The following is a 20,721-nucleotide window of genomic DNA, read 5'->3' as shown; positions in this document are numbered from 1 at the left end:
CACACTCATTTCATCGTTAATTCGATTGCGTGCGCGATACACGGAATCGTATCTCCTTGTTGGAATGATAACGGAGATAAGAGCGCACCAGTCGCAATGAGAAGGACACGCTTATATTCACCTGCCACCATTTTATCGATTATTTCCGTGAAAAAAATAGCTGCCGAACAACCGGCTCCACTTGCCCCTGCTAAAAAGGATGTGTCATCACCGTAGAATTCTTTACCTGCGTCCCGAAAGTTATCAAATACGTCAATTCCCTGATTACCTGCGAGCGTTTTGTATAACTCAAATCCGACTTTCCCAAGATCCCCTGTCATTATGACATCGTAGTCACTTACATCTTTCCCATGGCCTTTTAAATGGCGTGATAGCGTATCCGCCGCCGCGGGTGCCATCGCAGCACCCATATTCAATGGATCAGTCATTCCGAGGTCTATTACACATCCCATTGTCCCGCACTCTATAGAAGGTACTCCTTTTTTATATGGCGTGATAGTCGCTACCCCCGCGGCAGTGACAGTCCACTGAGCGGTCTCGGGTTTTTGCGCACCGTATTCAACTGGGTAGCGAAATTGGCGTTCAACCGCATTATGTTGACTAGACGCTCCCGCAATGGCCATTGTAGACATCCCCGACTCAGTCAACAATGCTGCGAGTAAAAGTGAGGATACAGATGTCGAACAAGCTGAAAATAAACCGATGTATGGAATTCCTAATGTACCAGCTGCAAAATTTGAAGGCGTCATTTGATTGACCAGATCACCAATTAACAGAAAGTCAGCATCACTAGGAATGGATTCAACTTTACTCAGAGCAATCATGCATGCGTCTTCTATCATTTTTGCATTCGCATGTTCATTCGTCTTCAAACCACAACGTTCATCGTCGTACCTTTTATCGAACTTATCCGCAAAAGGGCTTTTTCTTTCCAGAGGTCCCACTGTTACACCTGTCGCAGCAATGGAAGGTGTCGTTTTGAAAGTCAACAGACCGCGCCCTACCATGACACGACACCAAACTTAACCAGAATCGTTTTAATAAGAGCAACCACAAACGCCGAAAAAACACCGAATAAAATGACGGACCCCGCAAGTTTAAACATATTTCCGCCCACCCCAAGGACATAACCTTCGGACTTATGCTCGATAGAAGCGGAAATGACTGCATTACCGAAACCAGTTATCGGAACTGCACTTCCAGCCCCTCCGAACTGTGCAATTTTTTTATATAATCCAAAACCCGTTAGTAGCATCGCAAAGAATATCATTGTAGCCACAGTTGGATTACTGGACGTTCGTTCCGTAAAATCAAAATACGTCATATAAAATAATGAAACAAATTGACCCACCAAACAAATAGTTCCTCCAGTCAAGAACGCAAAAATCATATTTCGCAACAAAGGGGTTTTAGGTGAAATTTCTTTTTCTAATTTCGCATACTTTTTTTCATCCATCATGTCTCTTCCTTTATGAGTGATTTTAACTCTTTGATTTTTTCACCTTTCTTCTTTTCACTTTCCAATTTCATGAGTTTTTTTGTTTCCATCCATATTTTGCTGTCTGCAGATACTGTTACATCCAAATCAGGGTATAGCTTCTCCAGTTTCCCTTTAAGTTCTTTTTCAATTTTCTCTTTTTTGAATCTCGAAAATGTTTTAAGTGTAACTCCGGAAATGACATCATTTTCATGAAAAACAGTAACCGCTGAAGTGAGTCGTTCGTCACTTTTAAAGACCTCTTCTGCTTTTGCAGCATCTTCGTCAGAATGATTGTCAATACGAAACCCGTTTTCTGAACAACCTGATAGTAAAACAGCTGCGAGTAGCAATTGACCAAATCTACGGATATGCGTCCCCTCCAATTCCTTACAGTATGCCTTTTCGCTCTAATCTTTATTCATAATACTGGTGCGCCCTTACACTCCGAACTTTGTCGCATAAAGTATAAAGAATTGAAAAAAGGAGGTGTAAGTAATGGGATGTGGAAGAAATGATGATAGTAATGATAAACGTCGCGATGATAATTGTATTTGCGAAGTCGTCCGTGCAATTAAGCGGGTGCAAGACCTTAGGGATGATCGGGACTGTGACGATTGCAGTACCGACTGTTTCTTGACTCCACTTGGAGCTCTTGTCAGCCCATCACGTCAACGTGCGAACACACGGGTATTTATGCTATTAACTAAAGATGGCGATCCATTCAAAGCAATGTTTAATAAGGAAAACAGAAGACGGAGAGATTCAGTAGGTGCAAATTCATCAGATAAAGATAAGGATCACGATGGCTGTTGGTCGGTCTTTTTCAGAGTGCAAAACGTATTTGACAATTGCTGTGCTACATTAGAAGTACTAGAACCTCGTAAAGGTAGACATGGTGTAAACCTTATTAAGAACGGGAAAATCGATTTGGATGCGTTGTGTGACGTGGATCGTTTTGAAGCAACAGGTTCATGTATAACTGTGGACTTAAAATGTTTCTGTGGTATTCAATGTGTTAAGGACGTATTTATCGACTGTGACGAAGATTAATTTTATTACCCTGCAATGCCCAATCTGTCTGATCGTTAAATCGATCAGACAGATTTTTTGATATGTAGAGAAACGTCTGTTGATTAAACATTTATTCGCATAAAACGCTGGGGAGAAGGGATTGAAAACCACAATTTCTACTGGACTATTTCCAACCCGCTTTCGGCGAAATAATTACAACACTATTACCGAGAGGCAAGTATGGCTAGAAGCGACTCCGTCACTTCTAGCCATACTTGCCTCTCGGTCATACTGTTGTGATTAATCCCCTGCCGCGTTCCTACAATATTAAAGTGGAAAATGCAGTTGCTTCGAAATAAGTGAATAGATGAGCTTCTATAAAGATTGTAAGTGCCCGAAGATGAAATTTCGGGCACTCTTGCACGTTGTACATTGTATTCTCTGCTTACTTATGGCAAAGACTATGTGATGCTTTATATGAAAGTGACACTTCCTTAAAATAAAAGTAGAGATACTATAGAAGAAGGCTCGAGCGGTCAAAATTTTATATTTGGCCGCCTCTATCCAGATGAGAAGCGAGCTATTCTTTCGTCCCGAAAAGCTTTGGCACTTCTTGTACCAGTGTATTTGGAGAGCGACGGATGAACAAACACCATAAGATTATCGAAAAAATAAGTAGGGATGCGACGTGGTCGCATCCCTACTTATTTAGACATCTCGATAATGTTATAGAAATTGTTTAATTCAAAGCTATCCAAGAGCAACTGTACATGTAGTGCCCAGTGTGTGTTCAAGTTATTTCTCTACTAATCCCTAAATGGATTACCGCGCCAAAGTATTTCACTAATATTGCCCATTTCTACAGCAACAAATTCATTGTCTCCACCCTTGACTTCAATGAATAGTGTTTCGCCCTCAATCTTCTCTATTTTCCCTGTCAATGTTCCATCACTTAATACAAATTGAAGGGGTTGATAGGCTTGCCGCGGAAACGATGTGCCTAGATACATTATTCGCTTCACGATCGATGGATCGGCAACCGAGAATGATTCTATTTCTTCTTGCACCTGGTCTACATCTATCTCCTTTTCCTCCAGCCCCTCTTCAATAACATCTATAGTAGCCTCAAGCTCTTCCCCATCTATAACAAATACTGACGTGCTTTCCTCGACTGTGATGGCAATTTTCATAAAGACAGGCGGTCCATGAACAAATAATAATGGCTCATTTCGATAAATGATCAGCACATCCTTTTTAACCACAGTATATGCGCCTATATTTCGAATTGTCACCCGAAAAGCTGAAGGCGCCGTCTAGACGCGACAGGCATAAGACAGACCAGCGCAGTGGCGTTCTTTGCCACGTAGATGGTCTGACTTATGACCCGAGCGTCTGGCGCCTGAAGCTGGATCCACTGAAAAGCGCAAGGCGCCGCACAGCTCCGACAGGCATAGGACAGGGCGGCGAAGCGGCGCTCTTTGCCGCATTGCCGACCTGGCTTTCAAAGATCACAGCCAAAGTACGCCGCGTCCTGCGGCAATAAGGAAGGATGCAGTTCAATCCTTCCCCGCTGTGTAACTCACATCCTGTGAGCCTCCGAGGAGTTGGCGCCTGAAGCTGGATCCACCGAAAAGCTGAAGGCGCCGCGCACAGAAACTTCTCCAAACAAAAAAATTCACCGCTGATCTAAAGATCAGCGATGAAAACAGTAGCGAGGCCAAGATAAATAATAACACTTATAACATCATTTAACGTCGTGATAAAAGGCCCTGATGCAACTGCTGGGTCAATTTTCAATTTGTGCATTAACAAAGGAATGAAAGAGCCTGAAATTGTCGCGACAAAAATCGATACAAAAATTGCGGCACCGACTAACAGCCCTATCACAAATTGATCCTTCCAAACGTAAATGAGACCAACAACAAATAGTGCGCAGATGAATCCCGTCATGAGACCCGTTCCCGCCTCGCGTAGAAGCAACTTAAATTTACTTTCATCCTCAACGTCACCTGTTGCGATACCACGTACTGCAACAGCAAGCGCTTGAGTACCACTATTCCCCGCTGTTCCGGCAATCAGAGGAATGAATGCCGCAAGAAGTGCTACTTTTGAAATGGTTTCAGTAAACAGATCAATCAAATTTGCAGTTAGCATTCCAAGTACTAATAAGATAAGTAACCATGGAAGCCTCTTTTTCATCGCTGAGAAAGAGTTTTTGTCAAAAGTATCCATACTGGAAACCCCTGCAAGTTTGGAATAGTCATCAGATGCTTCTTCATCAAGGACGTCAATAATGTCATCAACTGTAATAATCCCTAGCAAATGATGTTGGAAATCAACGACCGGTACTGCGAGGAAATTATAGTCTTTAATCATTCGGGCTACATCTTCCTGGTCTTCCGAAACAAGAACACTAACAACCCGTTCACTCATAATGGAACTGATCAACGTATCTTCATGTGCAATGATTAGATCTCGGAGCGATATGACACCAGTCAGACGATAGGAATCATCCACAACAAAAATATAATAGATTGTTTCCGCTTTTGGTGCTTCACTACGCAAAATCGTCATAGCAGAACGAACGGTTGAGTTTTGCGGAATTGTTACGTATTCCGTCGTCATAATCGAACCTGCCGTATACTCTTCATAATGGAGTAAGGCTTTGATTTCGGCAGCCGCTTGTTTATCCATCAAGGTTAAATAACTAACAACTTGTGCTTTGTCGAGTTCATTCAGGACATCTACCGCGTTATCGACGAACATGTACGAAATCATGTCTGCTGCATACGTCGTGTCCATCTCCTGAAGGAACTGCTTATACTCGTCGTCACTAATTTCGCTTGTCTCGAAAATTTCTGCAAGTTCTTTCGGAGATAAGTATTGATAAATGATTTCTCGTAGTTCTGGTGTAACTTTCTCGTAAAACAGTGCCCGATCATACGGATGAAGGAGTAGATATTCATTCCGGAAAGATTTTATATCATGTTGAACGAGCGTCTCTATTAATTTCTCTTCATCGAAAATGACTTCTTCATTCATCTCTTCTTTTGTGTTCATAGCTACACCTTCCTTTCCATGTCTATCGTGCATTATTGATTTGAATATGGGTATTATAAACTAATATAAATACTAAAAGGATGATGAATTTATGAAATTCGATATTATTGGCGATATCCATGGTTGTTACGATGAATTTATGCAGTTAATTCAAAAGCTGGGATACACTATAGATACAGGTGTTCCCCTACATCCGGACGGAAGAAAAGTCGCCTTTGTTGGAGATGCCATGGACAGAGGTCCTGACTCAATCAAGATGTTAAATCTCTTATTCAAGATTCAAAAAAAACAATCTCTTCTCTATTCCCCGGGAAATCATTGCAATAAATTTTATCGATTTGCCAAAGGAAATCAAGTTCAACTCACACACGGGCTCGAAACTACGGTGGCTGAACTTGATGCATTATCAAAGGATGAACGCAGGCAATTTCTTAGTAATTATCGTAGTTTTTATGAAAGTTTACCATTGTATCAATCCTTGGATGTAGGCAATCTGATTGTTGTTCACGCTGGTATTCGCGAAGATATGATCGGTAAACCGCGGTCGGAAAAGATGAGAGTTTTCGTCCTCTACGGAGATATTACAGGACAAAAATTACCTGACGGAAGACCTCTTCGACGCGATTGGGCTAAGGAGTACAGAGGAACTCCTTATATCGTATACGGGCATACACCTGTAATAGAATCTCGCATCATAAATAACACTGCGAATATCGATACAGGTTGTGTCTTTGGAGGAAAGCTTTCCGCGTTACGTTATCCCGAAATGGAAATCATCTCGGTTCCATCACACCAGCCGTTCATCCCTGAAAAGTTCACTGATTTTGATTGACATTAGGGTTCAACAATTGTTTCATATCCACCGGGCTTTCACAGCTGAACTTTAGGTACTCACCCGTAAGTGGATGGGTAAATCCAATTTCTGCACAGTGTAGTGCCTGCCGCCCAATCAATCCACGACCGCCGCCATATAAATCATCGCCATGGAGCGGAAAACCCGCCCACTGCATATGGACACGTATTTGATGTGTCCTCCCTGTATGTAAAATTAGTGCAATTTCTGTAAATTTACTTCCATTTATCTTAGATTGTCTTTTAACTTCTACTTTGGTCAAGGCTTTCTGACCATCTTCACGAACAATTCTCTCGATGATACTGCCATCTTTTCTGCCAATTGGTTGTGAAATACTGAACTTTTCCTGCTGTATATGGCCCTCTACAATCGCCACGTATTGTCTGTGAAAAGCAGAATGTATCATCTGCTCACTTAATAGATGATGAATATGTCGGTTTTTTGCAACACAAATCAAACCTGAAGTATCCCTATCCAGGCGAGTCACAATATGAACCGTCGATGGCAATCGTTCAATGGCAAACTTACCGGCAAGTGAATTTGCAATCGTACCGGCTGGATGATCTCGTGACGGTATCGTACTTTGACCCGCTGGCTTATTAATAATAATAAGTGCATCATCTTCAAAGACAATAGAAAGTGGACCGGGCTCTGGGCGTAACCCGGGACTAGGTACTTCCGGCGGAAAGAAGACAATTACTTCGTCGCCTAATTGTAAGTGATGTCGAACATTTCGTTCAAATCCATTTACTGTAATAGTGCCACCGTCGTATTTCGTCGCTGTCAATGTCCTTTTGGAAATCCCTTTTGCGTGGAGGAATTCACGCAGGAGCAGACCCTCTTCATCTACATGAAATTTTAGTTGAAAACGTGCATCTCGCTCTAACGCATTAAACATCGCTGTCGATGAATGAGTCATGTACTCTTCTCCAAAATGGAAACGGTCGGAATCTTCCAAAACGCACTTTTTCTTGTGAAACTGTGTATTCAATTGACTTTACATCTTTATGAAGAAGTTGCAAATGATCCACTGTTACCATGAAATCTGGTCCTTTGACAGGAGTCAATATACATTTATGGTGCGCTGGGAGAACAAGCGATGAACCCACGGTGCGGAAAACCCGGTTATTGATGGACGCCATTTCAGTTAGCTGCATTGAAGGTAGTGATGGATGGATGATTGCCCCTCCCAACGCCTTATTATATGCAGTGGATCCTGAAGGTGTAGACATACATAGACCATCACCGCGAAAGCGTTCAAAATGGTTGCCATTCAGTTCAACATCCATCACAAGCGTTACGTCGGGTGACTTCACAGTCGATTCATTCAGTGCTAGGAATAGGGCACTGTCTCTTTCATTTGCATAGTTAATCTTGACATCCAGAAGCGGGTATTCGAAAACTTCAAAATCTTTACGAGCGATTGAGATAACAAGTTTCTCAATTTCAGCCGGCTTCCAATCTGCATAGAAACCTAGATGTCCTGTATGAATTCCAACAAATGCAGTTTCTTTCAGGCGGTATTGGTATTTATGAAAGGCATGAAGTAATGTACCATCCCCGCCAATCGACAGAACGATATCAGGTTCTTCTTCGTCAAACACCATGCCGAAATCAACCAAATAGTTTTTTGCTTCTCTAAGTAATCGATTTGATAAATCATCATTTCGTGACTGGATTGCAAATTTCATCATTTCTCTCCTCCTTTCCCATTATTTTCACCATAACGTCTCGTAGCCGTTTCCTTAAATGCACTGAAATATTGTTGTGCATCCTGTATTTCATTGCGGATTAAGGACATTTCTTCATCCAGTCGGAAAGCGGCTTCCGCGGCTCTTTCAAGCCGATGCCTAATTTCATCGGGCATTTCACCTTCATATTTATAGTTTAATGAGTGCTCAATCGATGCCCAAAAATTCATTGCCAATGTGCGAATTTGAATCTCCGCAAAAATGGTCTTTTCCCCATGAATTGTCTGAACGGGGTATTTGATAATCAAATGGTAAGATCTGTAGCCACTCGGTTTATTATTCGATATATAATCGCGTTCCTCTATCACTTCGAGATCATTCCGCTGTCGTAACGTTTCCACTACGGTACTGATATCATCAACAAACTGACACATCAAACGAATTCCCGCGATATCAGGAAGTTCGGCAGCAAGTTCCGGTGAAGGTTCGAACGGAATCCCTTTTTCAAGCGTCTTATCATATATACTCGCGAGCGGTTTTATCCGACCTGTCACAAACTCAACAGGCGTATGCACATCTTCCAATTCATACTGATTTCGCAAACCTTTCAATTTCACTTTCAGTTCATCAACCGCTTGTTTGTAAGGTTCTAGAAACTGATTCCACTGCCTCATCCGGATCCCTCCCAACTGTTAGTCCATTTGTTGAAGAATCGAACTAAATGCTTTCTCAACTGACGTAGAGAAAACTTCCCCGTAGTTATCATTACCCTCAATATTATAAATTAACATCAATAGTTCATCTCTGAATCCGGGAAGTACAATTAGTTCTTCTTGCCAAGAAATTGCCGGATCATTTTCCGTTGTCAATACATCTAGCATGAATGGCCATACTTCCTCAGGGAAATAAACGTGATTGTATCCTTCTTCCCCTTCCAACAGGTACACAAACGAAAGGTTGTCGGAATCTGTAATCATCTTCCCTGATGGAAGCCCCTGTGGTTTCTCAGCACCTTCTTCCAATAAAAAAAGGACCTGATCGTTGTTGCGCTGCGCTCTATGAATTCGATTTTGTATGTTCATAATTTCTTCTTCCCTTCATCTGTCATTACGTACATTCTATCATATGGAGAACGTGCATGCAGTTTAGAAAATGCGTTATTCCACATAAATTGGTATACTATATGTAAGGATAGATATCCAGCAATTACTCACACCACATAGGAAAGGGGAAATCGTCATGGATACGCGCACATTTCGTACAGTATTGGAGATAAATGCACTCCAGTCTCTAGGAGCTGTTCAGACATATGCAGGACAAAATAATACTTCAACCTCTATGTTCAATACGATACTAGAAGAAATGTTGGGTGACACATCCATAACGGACTCCTTATCCACTTCTACGTCCGCTTTACTTGGAAATAGTAATACAACTGAAAGTTTGAGATATAATGGGATTAATGGCGTTTTCAAACCTTCTAAGCTAAGTGCCATAATGGATGCCACTCAACAAGTGCAGCCTATTCCAATTGCCGCTACATCTACAACGAATGGCAACTATAGCGAAATTATCAGCCAAGCCGCAAAAAAATACAATTTACCGGATAATCTAATTTCTGCAGTCATCAAACAGGAGTCAAACTTTAACAATAATGTTGTGAGTCATGCAGGCGCACAGGGACTCATGCAACTGATGCCCGGCACTGCGAAGTTCTTGGGTGTCAAAGATAGTTTCGACCCCGCTCAGAACGTGATGGGTGGAGCGAAGTACTTAAGACAAATGCTTAATCAGTTCGACGGCAATGTTGAATTGGCGCTTGCCGCATACAATGCAGGTCCCGGTAACGTAAAAAAACACGGGGGAATTCCTCCTTTCAAAGAAACACAGCAATATGTCACAAAAGTGCTTGGCTATTTGAAAGTTTAACAATGATAATTTTGATTTCCATTTCACTCTGCAAGCTATTTATTTGTGTAAGGAGTGAAGGGTTGATAGAATATCAGTACAGTCAGAGCAAAGGAGATTGACAGAATGATGCGAAAACCTTTGATCCCTTTTGAGGAGATCGGTGCTACAAAGTTATCGGAACTTATCGACCTGTTTTACGCTAAAGTTGCCGTACACCCGGACCTATACCCGATTTTCCCGGACGACCTGACAGAAACAGCACGTAAACAAAAACAATTTCAAACACAATATTTAGGCGGCCCCAATTTATATACTGAAGAACATGGCCATCCCATGATGAAAGCACGTCATATGCCATTTCCCATTACTCCAGTTCAAGCAGAAGCATGGTTAGCTTGCATGGCAGAAGCGATGGATGAGGTAGAACTTGATGAAAAAATACGTGATATCTACTATAAACGCCTCGTCTTGACTGCCAATCATATGGTGAACAGGACCGGGGGAGAGATAACGTGAATCGACGAAATTTGATGGAGAATCCGGTTATTCCTTCCTCATGCAAAAGACCTGTCGAGTTGTATGTTTATATCGACCCGTTATGCGGAGATTGCTGGTCACTTCAGCCTTTACTTCGGAAACTGCAAGTGGAGTATGATCGATACTTTACACTGCGTATCGCATTGCGTACATCACTGCCCAAGATGAATCTTCAATCTAAGGAAAAATTCATTGATGAGCTGGCTTGTGAAAAAGTCCATCCCTCTTTTCCAAGCATTGCTGTTAAAACTGCGGAGTTTCAAGGTAAACGTGCCGGCTTCCGTTTCTTATCCAAAATGCTAGAATACTCATTTTTGAAATCTAGGAATGTCTTATCATTTTCGGTACTCCTTGAAATTGCAAATAAGGTAAATTTAGATGTCGACGAATTCATTCAGGACTTCTCTTCAAAAAATGTGTTGCGGTCTTTACAAGTCGATTTGTATATGGCAAAAGAAATGGAAGTCGACAAAGCCCCTACCTTCGTTTTTTTCAATGAAAACATTGAAGATGAAGGATTGAAAGTAAGCGGTTTGTATGACTATGAAGTGTACGAACAAATATTGGAAGAACTGATAGGCGGGCCTGTTTTCCCTGATATCCCTCCACCTTTAGAGGATTTGTTCCAACGATTCGATACACTTTCCACAATTGAAATTGCCAACATTTACAGCATCTCAGAGAAATCTGCTGAGCGTGAACTTAAAAAACGACTTCTTCAACAACATGTTGAACGCGTTTCCTTTCAAGATATAACACTATGGCGTAAAAAAAAGAGCTAATTCATTAAACAAGCATCGTCCCCCAGAATTTATGGGAGATGATGCTTGTTTGATTGGGAATGGGATGGATTGCGAATTCTGGAAGAGTATTCAAAGTTGACTGGACTACTATAAATTAGCACGATTGATTCATGGATATTTGGAGGTAAGTCATGACTATCTCACTCACAGACAATAACGATTCAAAGAATGCCATTCGTTTTAACTAAGCCCGCCATTTTCCGCCAACAGAAAAGAGCACTCACTCCTGGGGGGGAGTGAATGCTCTATATCAAAGGGAATGTGGGAAATGTTCACGTTCAAACAAAAGGGGTGTATGTTTGGTATGTGATTTATTTCACATCCTTATCTTATCACAAGATAATAGTAGCATCAACAATTCACAAAGAATTTCACAAGAACGTCACATTGACCGTTACACGAAGGCGGCTTACTTTATATTTTTCGAAATCTATGATAAAAAACAGCCTTATCCGCATTTAAAATAGGCGGATAAGGCTGTTTCTGTATTTTACTTACTTTTTCAAGAGCAGGTCCTCTAATTCATTTAATTTCTCTTCGAAAACACGACACGCTTCTTCAATTGGCGCAGCGCTCGTCATATCAACGCCTGCCTTTTTAAGAACTTCAATTGGATAATCGGAAGAACCAGCTTTCAAGAAGTTATTTACATAACGTTCAACAGCGGGCTCCCCTTCTGTCAGAATTTGATTGCTGAGCGCAACTGCAGCACTATAACCTGTTGCGTATTGATAGACATAATAATTATAGTAGAAGTGAGGAATTCTAGCCCATTCCAAACCGATTTCTTCATCGACAACCAAGTCTTCACCGAAATATTTTTTATTGAGCGCATAATACTCTTCAGTCAGTTTTTCCGCAGTCAAAGCGACCCCTTGCTGGTCAAGCTCGTGAATCAGGTGTTCGAATTCAGCGAACATAGTCTGACGGAAAACAGTTCCTCTGAAACCATCGAGCCAATAATTCAGTAAGTAAATGCGTTTTTGTTCATCATCAATTGTTTTCAAGAGATGATCATTCAATATAGCTTCATTCACTGTTGACGCAACTTCCGCCACAAAAATGGAGTATCCGCTGTAGACATATGGCTGGCTTTTACGTGAATAGTAACTATGGACGCTATGTCCGAATTCATGTGCCAGCGTGAATAAGTTGCTGACATTATCTTGCCAGTTCATTAACACATAAGGATTTGTTCCATAGGCACCTGAGGAATAAGCTCCAGAACGTTTCCCTTTGTTTTCACGGACATCGACCCAGCGGTTTTCAAGGCCTTCTTTGACGATGGAGACATATTCATCACCAAGCGGATGGAAACTATCCAGCATCGTCTGTGCTGCTTCATCATATGGAACTTTCATGTCAGCATCCTTTACGAGTGGTGCATACATATCCCACATATGAAGGTCTTCAAGTCCAAATACTTTTTTACGAAGTGCCACATAACGTTGCAATAAGTGGACGTTTTTGTTGATCGTAGAAACTAGGTTTTCATAAACTTGTTCAGGAATATGATTATTCGACATTGCCGCTTCACGAGCAGATGAATAATTACGGATGCGTGCGTTAACGTTATCGCTTTTCACATTCCCAGAAAGAGTCGATGCAAAAGTATTCTGGAATTCACCATACCTTGTATACATCGCTTTGAATGCTTCTTCACGAACGCGTGGATCGTCACTCTCTAAGAACCTCACATAGCGACCATGTGTTAACTCTATTTCTTCTCCATTTTCGTCTTTAACCATCGGGAATGTTAAATCAGCATTGTTTAACATGCTGAACGTTTCTGAAGAATTCCCTGTCACTTCCGATAGCTGGGCAAGAAGCGCTTCTTGTTCAGCCGGTAGTACATGTGGTCTTTGTGTATTGATTTCTTCGAATTCCTGTTTATAAAGACGAAGTTCTTCATGTTCAACAACCTGTTTGTTTAGTTCAGCTTCATCGATTGACAGAAGCTCTGGGAGGAAGAATGATAACGCAGTCGAAACCTTGACATAGAGTGATTTTACGCGACTATCCATCGCCTGATAGAAGCTGTTAGTTGTATCTTGGTCAGTCTTTAGATGCGCATATGTGTAAAGCCTGCGCAACCTCTCTGAGAGTGTGTCACGGTATTTTAGAGCATTGTATAATGCATCGCCGCCATTGGTTAATGTCCCTTTATAAGACTCTGCCTTACCGGAGAACGCTTCCACTTCAGTGTATTCTTTTTCCCACGCTTCATCTGTAGCAAAGATATCTTCAAGACGCCAAGTTTCCTCTACTTTTACTTCCTCACGCGTTAGTACTTTGTTTTTGTTTTCGGACATTTTCATTAATCCCCCTTCTCCCTTTATTTCGGGATACGAATCAATTCTATTTTCTCAATTTTCGCTCCACTTTGCAAGGAATCTTTCTGATAACAACTCAGAAATTTCTTCTTCACTTATAACTGTACTATCTTTAATGGAATGAACGCCAATGAAACGAAGATATTTCAAGTATGCAAGACATGCTTTTAGCTGTCCCTCTGACGATCCATTCAATCGGGATACATATCTTCTGACCTGGCTATTTGTAATTTCCATTATATTAATCCCTTCCCTCTTCATGTGATAGAGGAAAGCCAATTGCCATTCACAATCATGCTCCTTAAATACATTGTTAAAAAGAACGGGTAATCCAATCCATTGCGGAAGATGCGCAGGTAAAGTACGCATTTCATAGCACATTCTTAAAAAAGGATTATTTACACCTTTTCTATTCAATAATATGCATGATTGAATAAATTGATTTCGCATGGATATATAAATTGCTGTATACTTTCTGATTTCATTCTTTGATGGTGCTTTTGGGCGTGCAAAAGGAAAGACTTGAAGGGATAACGGCAAAGTCCGATGCATGCCGATATAACGCTTACCAGCAATACAAATTAGACTAGTGAGGTAGTGAAAACGTTCTGTTTGGGGGTTATATGTGAGTAGTGTAAGACCTTCAGGGGATGTATTTGTTAAGAAACTCTCATGAAATTTTGATAAATGAAATACGCCTATACCTACGGGCGCATGCACGAATTTTGCCGGCGTATGCAAAATCCAGATTGGATTCATGCCAATACTACGATAGCCATCTGATCTAGATTCAATGTCAGCAATCGGAATGGTGCTGCATTGAAATTCGATTGGTATTGATTCTGTTGGTGTAGTTAAAAGAATATCGGGTCTTTGTGTCAGCATTTTCAAAAAGGGTTCAAGTTCTACATCTTTCGCGTATTGTTGCAGAAACCCATATAATTGCTGTTTTCCTCGTAAATGTTTTTGTGACTCGCCTTCAGAAAAAAGGGTCGAACAGGATGCGCCTTTCATATGTGAAAAATGAGGAACTTTAATATCACCAACTTTTAACTGAACCTGTGTATTACATTGTTGGCAATAGAATAATTGTAACTGTCGCCACTGTCTCAATTTTTCTCTTTTTAATTTCCTAGTTAGTACAATGATTTCACCTTCGCCTGTTTTAGCTGTAAGAATAAACAATCCCCTCCCTCATCTTCAATAGTACGAAAATTCAAATAAAAACGCAAACAAAAAAGCTACCCGTTGAACTGCACCTCTAATTGTTAGGTTGAGCTAACAATTGGAGTGCAGTTCAATAGTAGGTAGCTGTTTTAAGAAATTTTAATCAATCTCCAAAGTACTGTTGCACTTTTGCAAACACATCAGTGTCCATAATGAGGTCGCCATATTCTTCAATTCTATGAATTGTCAAATTTGATGGATCTCCATATTCGGACATTACGCTAAACAAATCCGACTTACGCGAATCGTCCATCGTATCGACATCATATTCCACATGTAGATAGTAGTTATCTTCAAATGAATACAGCGATGTTTTTACATCATAGTCTGCTGCTTTAACAGATAATGGAATGAGGTAATCAAAATCAGTAAAGACGAACATATTGTCAAGCCACTCGTATGCGATATCGTCTATCTCTGACATTTTTGAGTTATTTCCATCCGCATCATCGTCAAACATTTTCCCATGTTGAAATAACTTTTTAGGATCATCCATTGTAAATGGTGATTCTAATGGTTCGCCATCCTCTGACATTTGTGCTCGCGTGACAGTCACTTCAATACCGCCATTCATCGCGTGGACCTGAATCCACAATGGTCCCTCAACTTCAAATTCGGCTTCGTCATTCACTTCTTCCATCATTTCCCAGAATAATTCCTCGCTTTTATCGCGATTATACCAAACTTCTTCACGGGTAAAGCCACGCTCTTCTATATCAATATATGAAAGAAAGAACTTAACTGTATTTTCATTAATGCGCTCTATTTCCATCCCTTTTCTCTCCCTTCCTTGGAACAGGACAAGTCCAGTTCCCTTCAATGTGTGTAAAAAAACTGCAATGCTTATACTTACTATATGACCGTCCTCTACGATTTGAAAGGGTTACGCCTTAGGACGAATAATTTTGATAGTAATAGCATTGTAGAGAACATCCACCAGGAAAGCAAGAGAAATACAAAAAGCTGATAGGAATACGGCATTTTGCAATGTCAATCCCTATCAGCTTCACACTATTGGTTTGATTAGTTTACCATGCGCCGCGCTTCTTGCAGCTGATAGGCTCTTACTTTTCTCGGTAGGAATCGGCGAATTTCATCTTCATTATAGCCTACTTGAAGCCTTTTTTCATCTAGGATGATTGGTCTTCTCAAAAGACCTGGATGTTCTTGAATTAGCTCGTACAGACGTTGCAGTGGAAGACTTTCCACATCAACATTTAGTTTTTGGAATATTTTTGAGCGAGTAGATATAATTTCATCAGTTCCGTCCTCGGTCATTCGAAGAATTTCTTTTATTTCATCAATATTCAATGGTTCTGAGAAAATGTTACGTTCAGTATACGGAATCTCGTGTTTCTCTAACCATGCTTTTGCTTTTCTGCATGATGTACAGCTAGGTGAAGTAAATAATGTAACCATCATATGCTGACACTTCCTTTCAGTCGGCTCGAATGTTTTGATATATATTTTTACAAGTAAATTAGAATAACTTTAATCTGATTGCTTCTATTTTCTATTATACACGTATTCATTACTGATGAATACACTTTTCCAGAAATATTCATTGGCTCATACACTATTGTCACAATTCCACAACATTAAAGGCTTTTGTTGAACTTTAACAGTATGTGTTTGTACTCTCTACTGTTATACCCGAAAGGAAAAATAATTAAACATCCCTCTTTCAATTAAATCTATTTCTCATTTAGATTGTATCTAATTGAAAATAAGTACTTCATCGTTTAATTATCTACACTATATAATACGTCTTATAGTGGTAAAGGTTTCATTAAATAAAAAGAAAATCCAGAAACAGCAATCGCGTTCCTGAACTTTCTGTATGTCATGGATTGTAATTTACACCTGGTGAATATTTGTTTCCTGCATTCCATAGTAGATATTCGTTTATACCGTTATCCTTCAGTCCTTGGATTTGCGCATCGACTTCAGCTTTTCCATAACGCAAATAATTTCCTGATCCAAGCCATGGTGCACTAAAATCTTGTATCCAAGGTCGTGAGATCGGTGGATTGTCAAGCTTAGCTAGCACTGCATTTTCTAACTTGGCGTATTCAGAAACCAATTTATACGGTTCAAGGTCCGGCTTTTTAATACCAAAATAGGACGTCCAGTGACTTGGATAAATCATCGATGATATGACATCCACATTTTCCGATATCTTTCCGAAGTTCTGTCCGATGCCTGGCGCTTCCGGTAGCGTTGCTGCATAACCGAAAATATCAACTGATACTTTAACGCCATATGGTTTCAATTGCTCACGTGCATAGGCAACGAATTCCGTAATTGCTTCTACACGGCGTTGTACAGGGTCGAGTTCAGATTCCGCATAGGATTCATATGTATACTTCAATGAATCATGACGTTTTTCAAAGCCTTCCGGAAAACGAACATAGTCGAACTGAATTTCTTGAAAACCCATTTTAGCAGCCTCAATGGCAATATTGACATTGTGATCCCATACTTCCTTCATAAAAGGATTGACAAATGATTCTCCCCGTCCATTTTTCCATACGCTGTCGCCCTCCATGAATGATAAATCCGGACGCATTTCTGCAAGGACACTATCTTTAAATACAACAATACGGGCAATTGGATAAATTTCCTTTTCTTCAAGTGTCTTTAACATGATTTGCGGATCTTTAATATAAGGTTTACCAATACCCAATGCTTTCAAGGGTGAATCATCAGCAGGTTGATAGGTAATGTTTCCAAAATCATCTTTAATATCAATAACCATTGCATTCAGTTCTGTCTTATCTAGCAAATCTGTTAAATAATTAAAACGTTCACCGCCCGCAGAGTGCCCTGTTACGTAGACACCCCGAATTGCATCCGGGTATTCAAATGTCAGTCCTGAATCGAAGCTAAATAGCGTTGAGGAGGCAACTATACTCACATCTATTGCTTCAAAACCATAAGAGCGTTCGGCAAAATCTTCGTGTTTTTTAACTTCGTCGGCATCTGTCTTGATTGGTAGCGCAATTGCTAGAATAAGCAGCATAGCCGGTAACCATAACTTTGTTTTCATAACAATCGAACCATCCTCTCTTTTCAATCATTCTATCAAATTGACTACATGAATAATAGCGATATATAGAGAATTGCCAGTTTCCTTGTCGAAGAACGACCTAGTTTCATATATTAGCACAGCTGTCGATAAACCATTAATAAGTATAAAATACGGGCGGAAGGGATTAAAAACCTCATTTTTCACTGGACTATTTCCGGTCCGCTTACGGCTAATTAAAGACAACACCTTTACCGAGGGGCAAGGATGTCTAGAAGTGACTCCGTCACTTCTAGACACACTCTTTAGGGTAATCCTGTTGCGATTAATTGCCTGTCGCGATCCTACAATATTCAAGTGAAAAATGCTGTTGCTTTGAAATAAAAGAATAGATGCCTTTCTATAAAAGGTGTAAGTGCCCGAAGATATAATTTCGGGCACTCTTGCACGTTGTATATTGTATTCTCTTCTATGAAGTAGTAGTTCCTTAAGTTGAAAATAGAGATACTATAGAAGAAGGTTAGAGCGGTCAAAATTGTATTTTTGACCGCTTATCTCTAAATAAGAAGCGGTTTATTCTTTCATCCCAAAAGCTTTGGCACTACTTGTACTAGTGTCATTGGAGAGCGACGAATGAGCAACTAACATACGATTACCGAAAAAAATAAGGAGGGATGCGACAAAGTCGCATCCTTCCTTATCAAGACATCTCGTTAATCGTATATAGGTTGTTCGATTCAGAGCAATCCAATAGTACCTATACATGTACTGCCCAGTGTGTAATCTAGTAGCTAATCACACTGAAAAGGAATCAAATTCACGTTGTGAGCAAAGGACAAAATGTCCCGGTGATACTTCGCGCATGCTCACTTCTTCATCTTCAGTGTAGTTATGTGCTTTTGGGTTGTAGCTTTTACGCACACGGCTACGTTCATAGGCTGGATCTGGTAAAGGAATCGCTGATAGAAGCGATTGTGTATATGGATGTAAAGGCGCAGTATATAATACATCTGCGGGTCCAATTTCGACAAGTCTACCGAAATACATAACCCCTATCCGATCTGATATATACTTTACCATTGAAAGGTCATGCGCAATAAATAGATACGTCAATCCTCTTTCTTCTTGAAGCTCTTTAAGCAAGTTAACTACCTGTGCTTGAATCGACACGTCCAACGCTGAAATCGGCTCATCCGCGATGATAAATTCAGGTTCAACTGCTAGCGCACGTGCAATACCTAGACGTTGACGCTGTCCGCCTGAAAACTCATGTGGATACCGGTTCGCATGCTCGCGATTCAAACCGACTGTTTCCAACAACTCGTGGACACGTGCTGTACGTTCTTTCGAGTTCTTTACAAGCCCATGTATATCGAGCCCTTCGGCGATAATATCAAGCACTTTCATTCGAGGATTCAATGAAGCATAAGGATCCTGGAATATCATTTGCATTTTCCGGTTAAACTCTTTCAGTTCTTTCTGCGATTTTTTCGCATGCACGTCGATGCCATCATAGATAACTTCTCCGCCTGTAGCATTATAAAGCCGAATGATTGAACGGCCAGTCGTGGATTTACCACAACCTGATTCACCTACAAGACCGAGTGTTTCCCCTTTATAGATGTCGAATGTAATATCGTCAACTGCACGCACTTCATTCTTTTTCCCATAATTGAAATACTGCTTCAAGTTTTTGATTTCTACTAATTTTTCAGCCATTAACGGTCACCTCCTGCATTACCAACGTAGTAACGACTTCCAGGGAATCTCTTCATGCGTTCCATGACAGCCACTGGAGGATCCACTTGAGGCGCATCCGGATGCAGAAGCCATGTCGCGGCATAATGCGTTTCACTCACTTTAAATAAAGGCGGAACCTGTTCAAGGTCAATCTTCATTGCATATTCACTACGTAGTGCAAACGCGTCTCCTTTTGGAGGATCCAACAGATCTGGAGGAGTCCCTGGAATCGCATATAGTTTTTCGTCTATTGTATCGAGTGATGGCATAGAACTCAGCAAGCCCCATGTATACGGATGCTGCGGGTTGTAAAATATCTCATCCACCGTTCCCACTTCGACGATTCGCCCACCATACATGACCGCTACACGGTCAGCTACGTTCGCTACAACACCTAGGTCATGTGTGATAAATATAATCGACGTATCGATTTTCTGTTGAAGGTCTTTCATTAACTCTAAAATTTGGGCTTGGATTGTTACGTCCAAGGCAGTTGTTGGCTCATCCGCAATGAGTAATTTTGGATTACATGCCAGTGCAACAGCGATAACGATACGCTGGCGTTGCCCACCTGAAAATTGGTGAGGGTATTGTTTCATTCGCATATCTGGCTGAGGCATGCCGACAAGGCCCAATAACTCAATCGATTTATTCCAAGCATCGGATTTACTAAGCTTTTGGTGTTTCAACAACGGCTCCATAATCTGCTTGCCAATTGTCATTGTTGGATTGAGAGATGTCATCGGATCCTGGAAAATCATCGAGATGTCTTTTCCACGAACTTTTTGCATCTCTTTTTCAGAAAGTTTCAGCAGATCTTTTCCTCCGAATAAAATTTCACCATTTTTATATTCTGTGCTGGATTTAGGAAGCAGTCGCATGATAGATTTTGTCGTTACTGATTTACCTGAACCCGACTCACCAACAATCGCGAGGGTCTCCCCTTTGTAAACTTCAAAATTGACGCCTTGAATTGCTTTCACTTCTCCTGCAAACGTATGGAAGGAAAGCTCCAGGTTTTTCACTTCAACAATTTTCTCCATTTCA

General features: G+C 40.7%; 21 protein-coding genes. 5 read left to right on the top strand and 16 right to left on the bottom strand.

Translation table 11 applies throughout. The annotated features are described in order from the left end of the window. Positions 1-5: 5 nt before the first annotated feature. Genes AC1TO6_RS03670 through AC1TO6_RS03660 form a run of 3 tightly spaced genes read right to left on the bottom strand, consistent with a single transcriptional unit; the run spans position 6 to position 1,863 of the window. The gene (locus AC1TO6_RS03670) at positions 6-1,007 is read right to left on the bottom strand and encodes a stage V sporulation protein AD (RefSeq protein WP_482100250.1); all 1,002 of its coding nucleotides are present in this window, start codon (positions 1,005-1,007) and stop codon (positions 6-8) included. Then, positions 1,001-1,456 (bottom strand): stage V sporulation protein AC, encoded by a 456-nt coding sequence (gene spoVAC / locus AC1TO6_RS03665; RefSeq protein ID WP_482100249.1) that lies wholly within the window; start codon positions 1,454-1,456, stop codon positions 1,001-1,003. Before spoVAC ends, AC1TO6_RS03670 begins: the two co-directional genes overlap by 7 nt. Beyond that, entirely contained in the window at positions 1,456-1,863 is a 408-nt protein-coding gene (locus AC1TO6_RS03660; protein ID WP_482100248.1) for a hypothetical protein, read from the bottom strand. Before AC1TO6_RS03660 ends, spoVAC begins: the two co-directional genes overlap by 1 nt. 112 nt (positions 1,864-1,975) lie before the next feature. Here AC1TO6_RS03660 and AC1TO6_RS03655 point away from each other — a divergent pair, with 112 nt between their 5' ends. Continuing rightward, positions 1,976-2,530 (top strand): CotY/CotZ family spore coat protein, encoded by a 555-nt coding sequence (locus AC1TO6_RS03655; RefSeq protein ID WP_482100247.1) that lies wholly within the window; start codon positions 1,976-1,978, stop codon positions 2,528-2,530. A gap of 767 nt (positions 2,531-3,297) precedes the next feature. On the opposite strand, the gene AC1TO6_RS03650 is transcribed toward AC1TO6_RS03655, so the two are convergent. Together AC1TO6_RS03650 and mgtE are read right to left on the bottom strand one after the other, a co-directional pair. Next, the gene (locus tag AC1TO6_RS03650; RefSeq protein ID WP_482100246.1) at positions 3,298-3,753 is read right to left on the bottom strand and encodes a hypothetical protein; all 456 of its coding nucleotides are present in this window, start codon (positions 3,751-3,753) and stop codon (positions 3,298-3,300) included. A gap of 424 nt (positions 3,754-4,177) precedes the next feature. Further along, entirely contained in the window at positions 4,178-5,551 is a 1,374-nt protein-coding gene (gene mgtE / locus AC1TO6_RS03645; protein ID WP_482100245.1) for a magnesium transporter, read from the bottom strand. 91 nt (positions 5,552-5,642) lie between these two features. Here mgtE and prpE point away from each other — a divergent pair, with 91 nt between their 5' ends. After that, positions 5,643-6,383 (top strand): bis(5'-nucleosyl)-tetraphosphatase PrpE, encoded by a 741-nt coding sequence (prpE, locus tag AC1TO6_RS03640; protein ID WP_482100244.1) that lies wholly within the window; start codon positions 5,643-5,645, stop codon positions 6,381-6,383. On the opposite strand, the gene AC1TO6_RS03635 is transcribed toward prpE, so the two are convergent. From AC1TO6_RS03635 to AC1TO6_RS03620, 4 genes are read right to left on the bottom strand one after another with little or no spacing between them, the layout of a single operon-like run. Beyond that, entirely contained in the window at positions 6,367-7,323 is a 957-nt protein-coding gene (locus AC1TO6_RS03635) for an RluA family pseudouridine synthase (RefSeq protein ID WP_482100243.1), read from the bottom strand. The two genes, prpE and AC1TO6_RS03635, sit on opposite strands and share 17 nt — an antisense overlap. Next, entirely contained in the window at positions 7,295-8,095 is an 801-nt protein-coding gene (locus tag AC1TO6_RS03630; RefSeq protein WP_482100601.1) for an NAD kinase, read from the bottom strand. Before AC1TO6_RS03630 ends, AC1TO6_RS03635 begins: the two co-directional genes overlap by 29 nt. Then, positions 8,095-8,769, bottom strand: a complete 675-nt coding sequence (gene yjbM, locus AC1TO6_RS03625) for a GTP diphosphokinase (RefSeq protein ID WP_482100242.1) — start codon at positions 8,767-8,769, stop codon at positions 8,095-8,097. The genes AC1TO6_RS03630 and yjbM overlap by 1 nt, the downstream gene beginning before the upstream one ends. An 18-nt stretch (positions 8,770-8,787) precedes the next feature. Continuing rightward, the gene (locus AC1TO6_RS03620) at positions 8,788-9,177 is read right to left on the bottom strand and encodes a UPF0738 family protein (RefSeq protein ID WP_482100241.1); all 390 of its coding nucleotides are present in this window, start codon (positions 9,175-9,177) and stop codon (positions 8,788-8,790) included. A gap of 157 nt (positions 9,178-9,334) precedes the next feature. On the opposite strand from AC1TO6_RS03620, the gene AC1TO6_RS03615 reads away from it, so the two are divergent. The 3 genes from AC1TO6_RS03615 to AC1TO6_RS03605 all read left to right on the top strand — a co-directional run bounded on the left by AC1TO6_RS03615 (position 9,335) and on the right by AC1TO6_RS03605 (position 11,325). Next, positions 9,335-10,024 carry a lytic transglycosylase domain-containing protein gene (locus tag AC1TO6_RS03615; RefSeq protein ID WP_482100240.1) on the top strand — a complete coding sequence of 230 codons (690 nt, stop codon included), beginning with the start codon at positions 9,335-9,337 and terminating at the stop codon, positions 10,022-10,024. A 105-nt stretch (positions 10,025-10,129) separates the two neighbouring features. Continuing rightward, a complete protein-coding gene (locus AC1TO6_RS03610; RefSeq protein ID WP_482100239.1) occupies positions 10,130-10,522 on the top strand; it encodes a globin domain-containing protein in 393 nt (130 codons plus the stop codon). Continuing rightward, entirely contained in the window at positions 10,519-11,325 is an 807-nt protein-coding gene (locus tag AC1TO6_RS03605) for a DsbA family protein (protein WP_482100238.1), read from the top strand. Before AC1TO6_RS03610 ends, AC1TO6_RS03605 begins: the two co-directional genes overlap by 4 nt. A 515-nt stretch (positions 11,326-11,840) precedes the next feature. On the opposite strand, the gene pepF is transcribed toward AC1TO6_RS03605, so the two are convergent. The 7 genes from pepF to AC1TO6_RS03570 form a co-directional block, all read right to left on the bottom strand. After that, on the bottom strand, positions 11,841-13,658 hold the full coding sequence (gene pepF, locus AC1TO6_RS03600) for an oligoendopeptidase F (RefSeq protein ID WP_482100237.1): 1,818 nt from the start codon (positions 13,656-13,658) through the stop codon (positions 11,841-11,843). 54 nt (positions 13,659-13,712) lie between these two features. Next, on the bottom strand, positions 13,713-14,864 hold the full coding sequence (locus tag AC1TO6_RS03595; protein ID WP_482100236.1) for a competence protein CoiA: 1,152 nt from the start codon (positions 14,862-14,864) through the stop codon (positions 13,713-13,715). Between the two features lie 145 nt (positions 14,865-15,009). Next, complete coding sequence (gene mecA, locus AC1TO6_RS03590; protein WP_482100235.1) at positions 15,010-15,678, bottom strand: adaptor protein MecA; 669 nt, start codon at positions 15,676-15,678, stop codon at positions 15,010-15,012. Positions 15,679-15,929: 251 nt separating this feature from the next. Further along, complete coding sequence (gene spxA, locus AC1TO6_RS03585; protein WP_482100600.1) at positions 15,930-16,325, bottom strand: transcriptional regulator SpxA; 396 nt, start codon at positions 16,323-16,325, stop codon at positions 15,930-15,932. A 424-nt stretch (positions 16,326-16,749) separates the two neighbouring features. Then, positions 16,750-17,955, bottom strand: coding sequence for a putative glycoside hydrolase (locus tag AC1TO6_RS03580; RefSeq protein WP_482100234.1), 1,206 nt, complete (start codon positions 17,953-17,955; stop codon positions 16,750-16,752). 774 nt (positions 17,956-18,729) lie between these two features. Continuing rightward, a complete protein-coding gene (locus AC1TO6_RS03575) occupies positions 18,730-19,653 on the bottom strand; it encodes an ABC transporter ATP-binding protein (protein ID WP_482100233.1) in 924 nt (307 codons plus the stop codon). Beyond that, positions 19,653-20,717, bottom strand: coding sequence for an ABC transporter ATP-binding protein (locus AC1TO6_RS03570; RefSeq protein ID WP_482100232.1), 1,065 nt, complete (start codon positions 20,715-20,717; stop codon positions 19,653-19,655). Before AC1TO6_RS03570 ends, AC1TO6_RS03575 begins: the two co-directional genes overlap by 1 nt. Between the last annotated feature and the right edge of the window lie 4 nt (positions 20,718-20,721).

The organism is Sporosarcina sp. Y352 (assembly GCF_056786535.1).
The sequence above is the reverse complement of the archived record's forward strand: the minus strand, read 5'-3'. Positions and strand labels throughout refer to the sequence as shown.

Bases quoted from the DNA above. Each gene is read 5' to 3' on its own strand.
- spoVAC (WP_482100249.1), bottom strand. From the start codon at position 1,456: ATGGATGAAAAAAAGTATGCGAAATTAGAAAAAGAAATTTCACCTAAA.
- AC1TO6_RS03575 (WP_482100233.1), bottom strand. From the start codon at position 19,653: ATGGCTGAAAAATTAGTAGAAATCAAAAACTTGAAGCAGTATTTCAAT.
- AC1TO6_RS03635 (WP_482100243.1), bottom strand. From the start codon at position 7,323: ATGACTCATTCATCGACAGCGATGTTTAATGCGTTAGAGCGAGATGCA.
- prpE (WP_482100244.1), top strand. From the start codon at position 5,643: ATGAAATTCGATATTATTGGCGATATCCATGGTTGTTACGATGAATTT.
- AC1TO6_RS03570 (WP_482100232.1), bottom strand. From the start codon at position 20,717: ATGGAGAAAATTGTTGAAGTGAAAAACCTGGAGCTTTCCTTCCATACG.
- AC1TO6_RS03670 (WP_482100250.1), bottom strand. From the start codon at position 1,007: ATGGTAGGGCGCGGTCTGTTGACTTTCAAAACGACACCTTCCATTGCT.
- AC1TO6_RS03615 (WP_482100240.1), top strand. From the start codon at position 9,335: ATGGATACGCGCACATTTCGTACAGTATTGGAGATAAATGCACTCCAG.
- spxA (WP_482100600.1), bottom strand. From the start codon at position 16,325: ATGGTTACATTATTTACTTCACCTAGCTGTACATCATGCAGAAAAGCA.
- mgtE (WP_482100245.1), bottom strand. From the start codon at position 5,551: ATGAACACAAAAGAAGAGATGAATGAAGAAGTCATTTTCGATGAAGAG.
- AC1TO6_RS03655 (WP_482100247.1), top strand. From the start codon at position 1,976: ATGGGATGTGGAAGAAATGATGATAGTAATGATAAACGTCGCGATGAT.
- AC1TO6_RS03580 (WP_482100234.1), bottom strand. From the start codon at position 17,955: ATGAAAACAAAGTTATGGTTACCGGCTATGCTGCTTATTCTAGCAATT.
- pepF (WP_482100237.1), bottom strand. From the start codon at position 13,658: ATGTCCGAAAACAAAAACAAAGTACTAACGCGTGAGGAAGTAAAAGTA.
- mecA (WP_482100235.1), bottom strand. From the start codon at position 15,678: ATGGAAATAGAGCGCATTAATGAAAATACAGTTAAGTTCTTTCTTTCA.
- yjbM (WP_482100242.1), bottom strand. From the start codon at position 8,769: ATGAGGCAGTGGAATCAGTTTCTAGAACCTTACAAACAAGCGGTTGAT.
- AC1TO6_RS03630 (WP_482100601.1), bottom strand. From the start codon at position 8,095: ATGAAATTTGCAATCCAGTCACGAAATGATGATTTATCAAATCGATTA.
- AC1TO6_RS03610 (WP_482100239.1), top strand. From the start codon at position 10,130: ATGATGCGAAAACCTTTGATCCCTTTTGAGGAGATCGGTGCTACAAAG.
- AC1TO6_RS03620 (WP_482100241.1), bottom strand. From the start codon at position 9,177: ATGAACATACAAAATCGAATTCATAGAGCGCAGCGCAACAACGATCAG.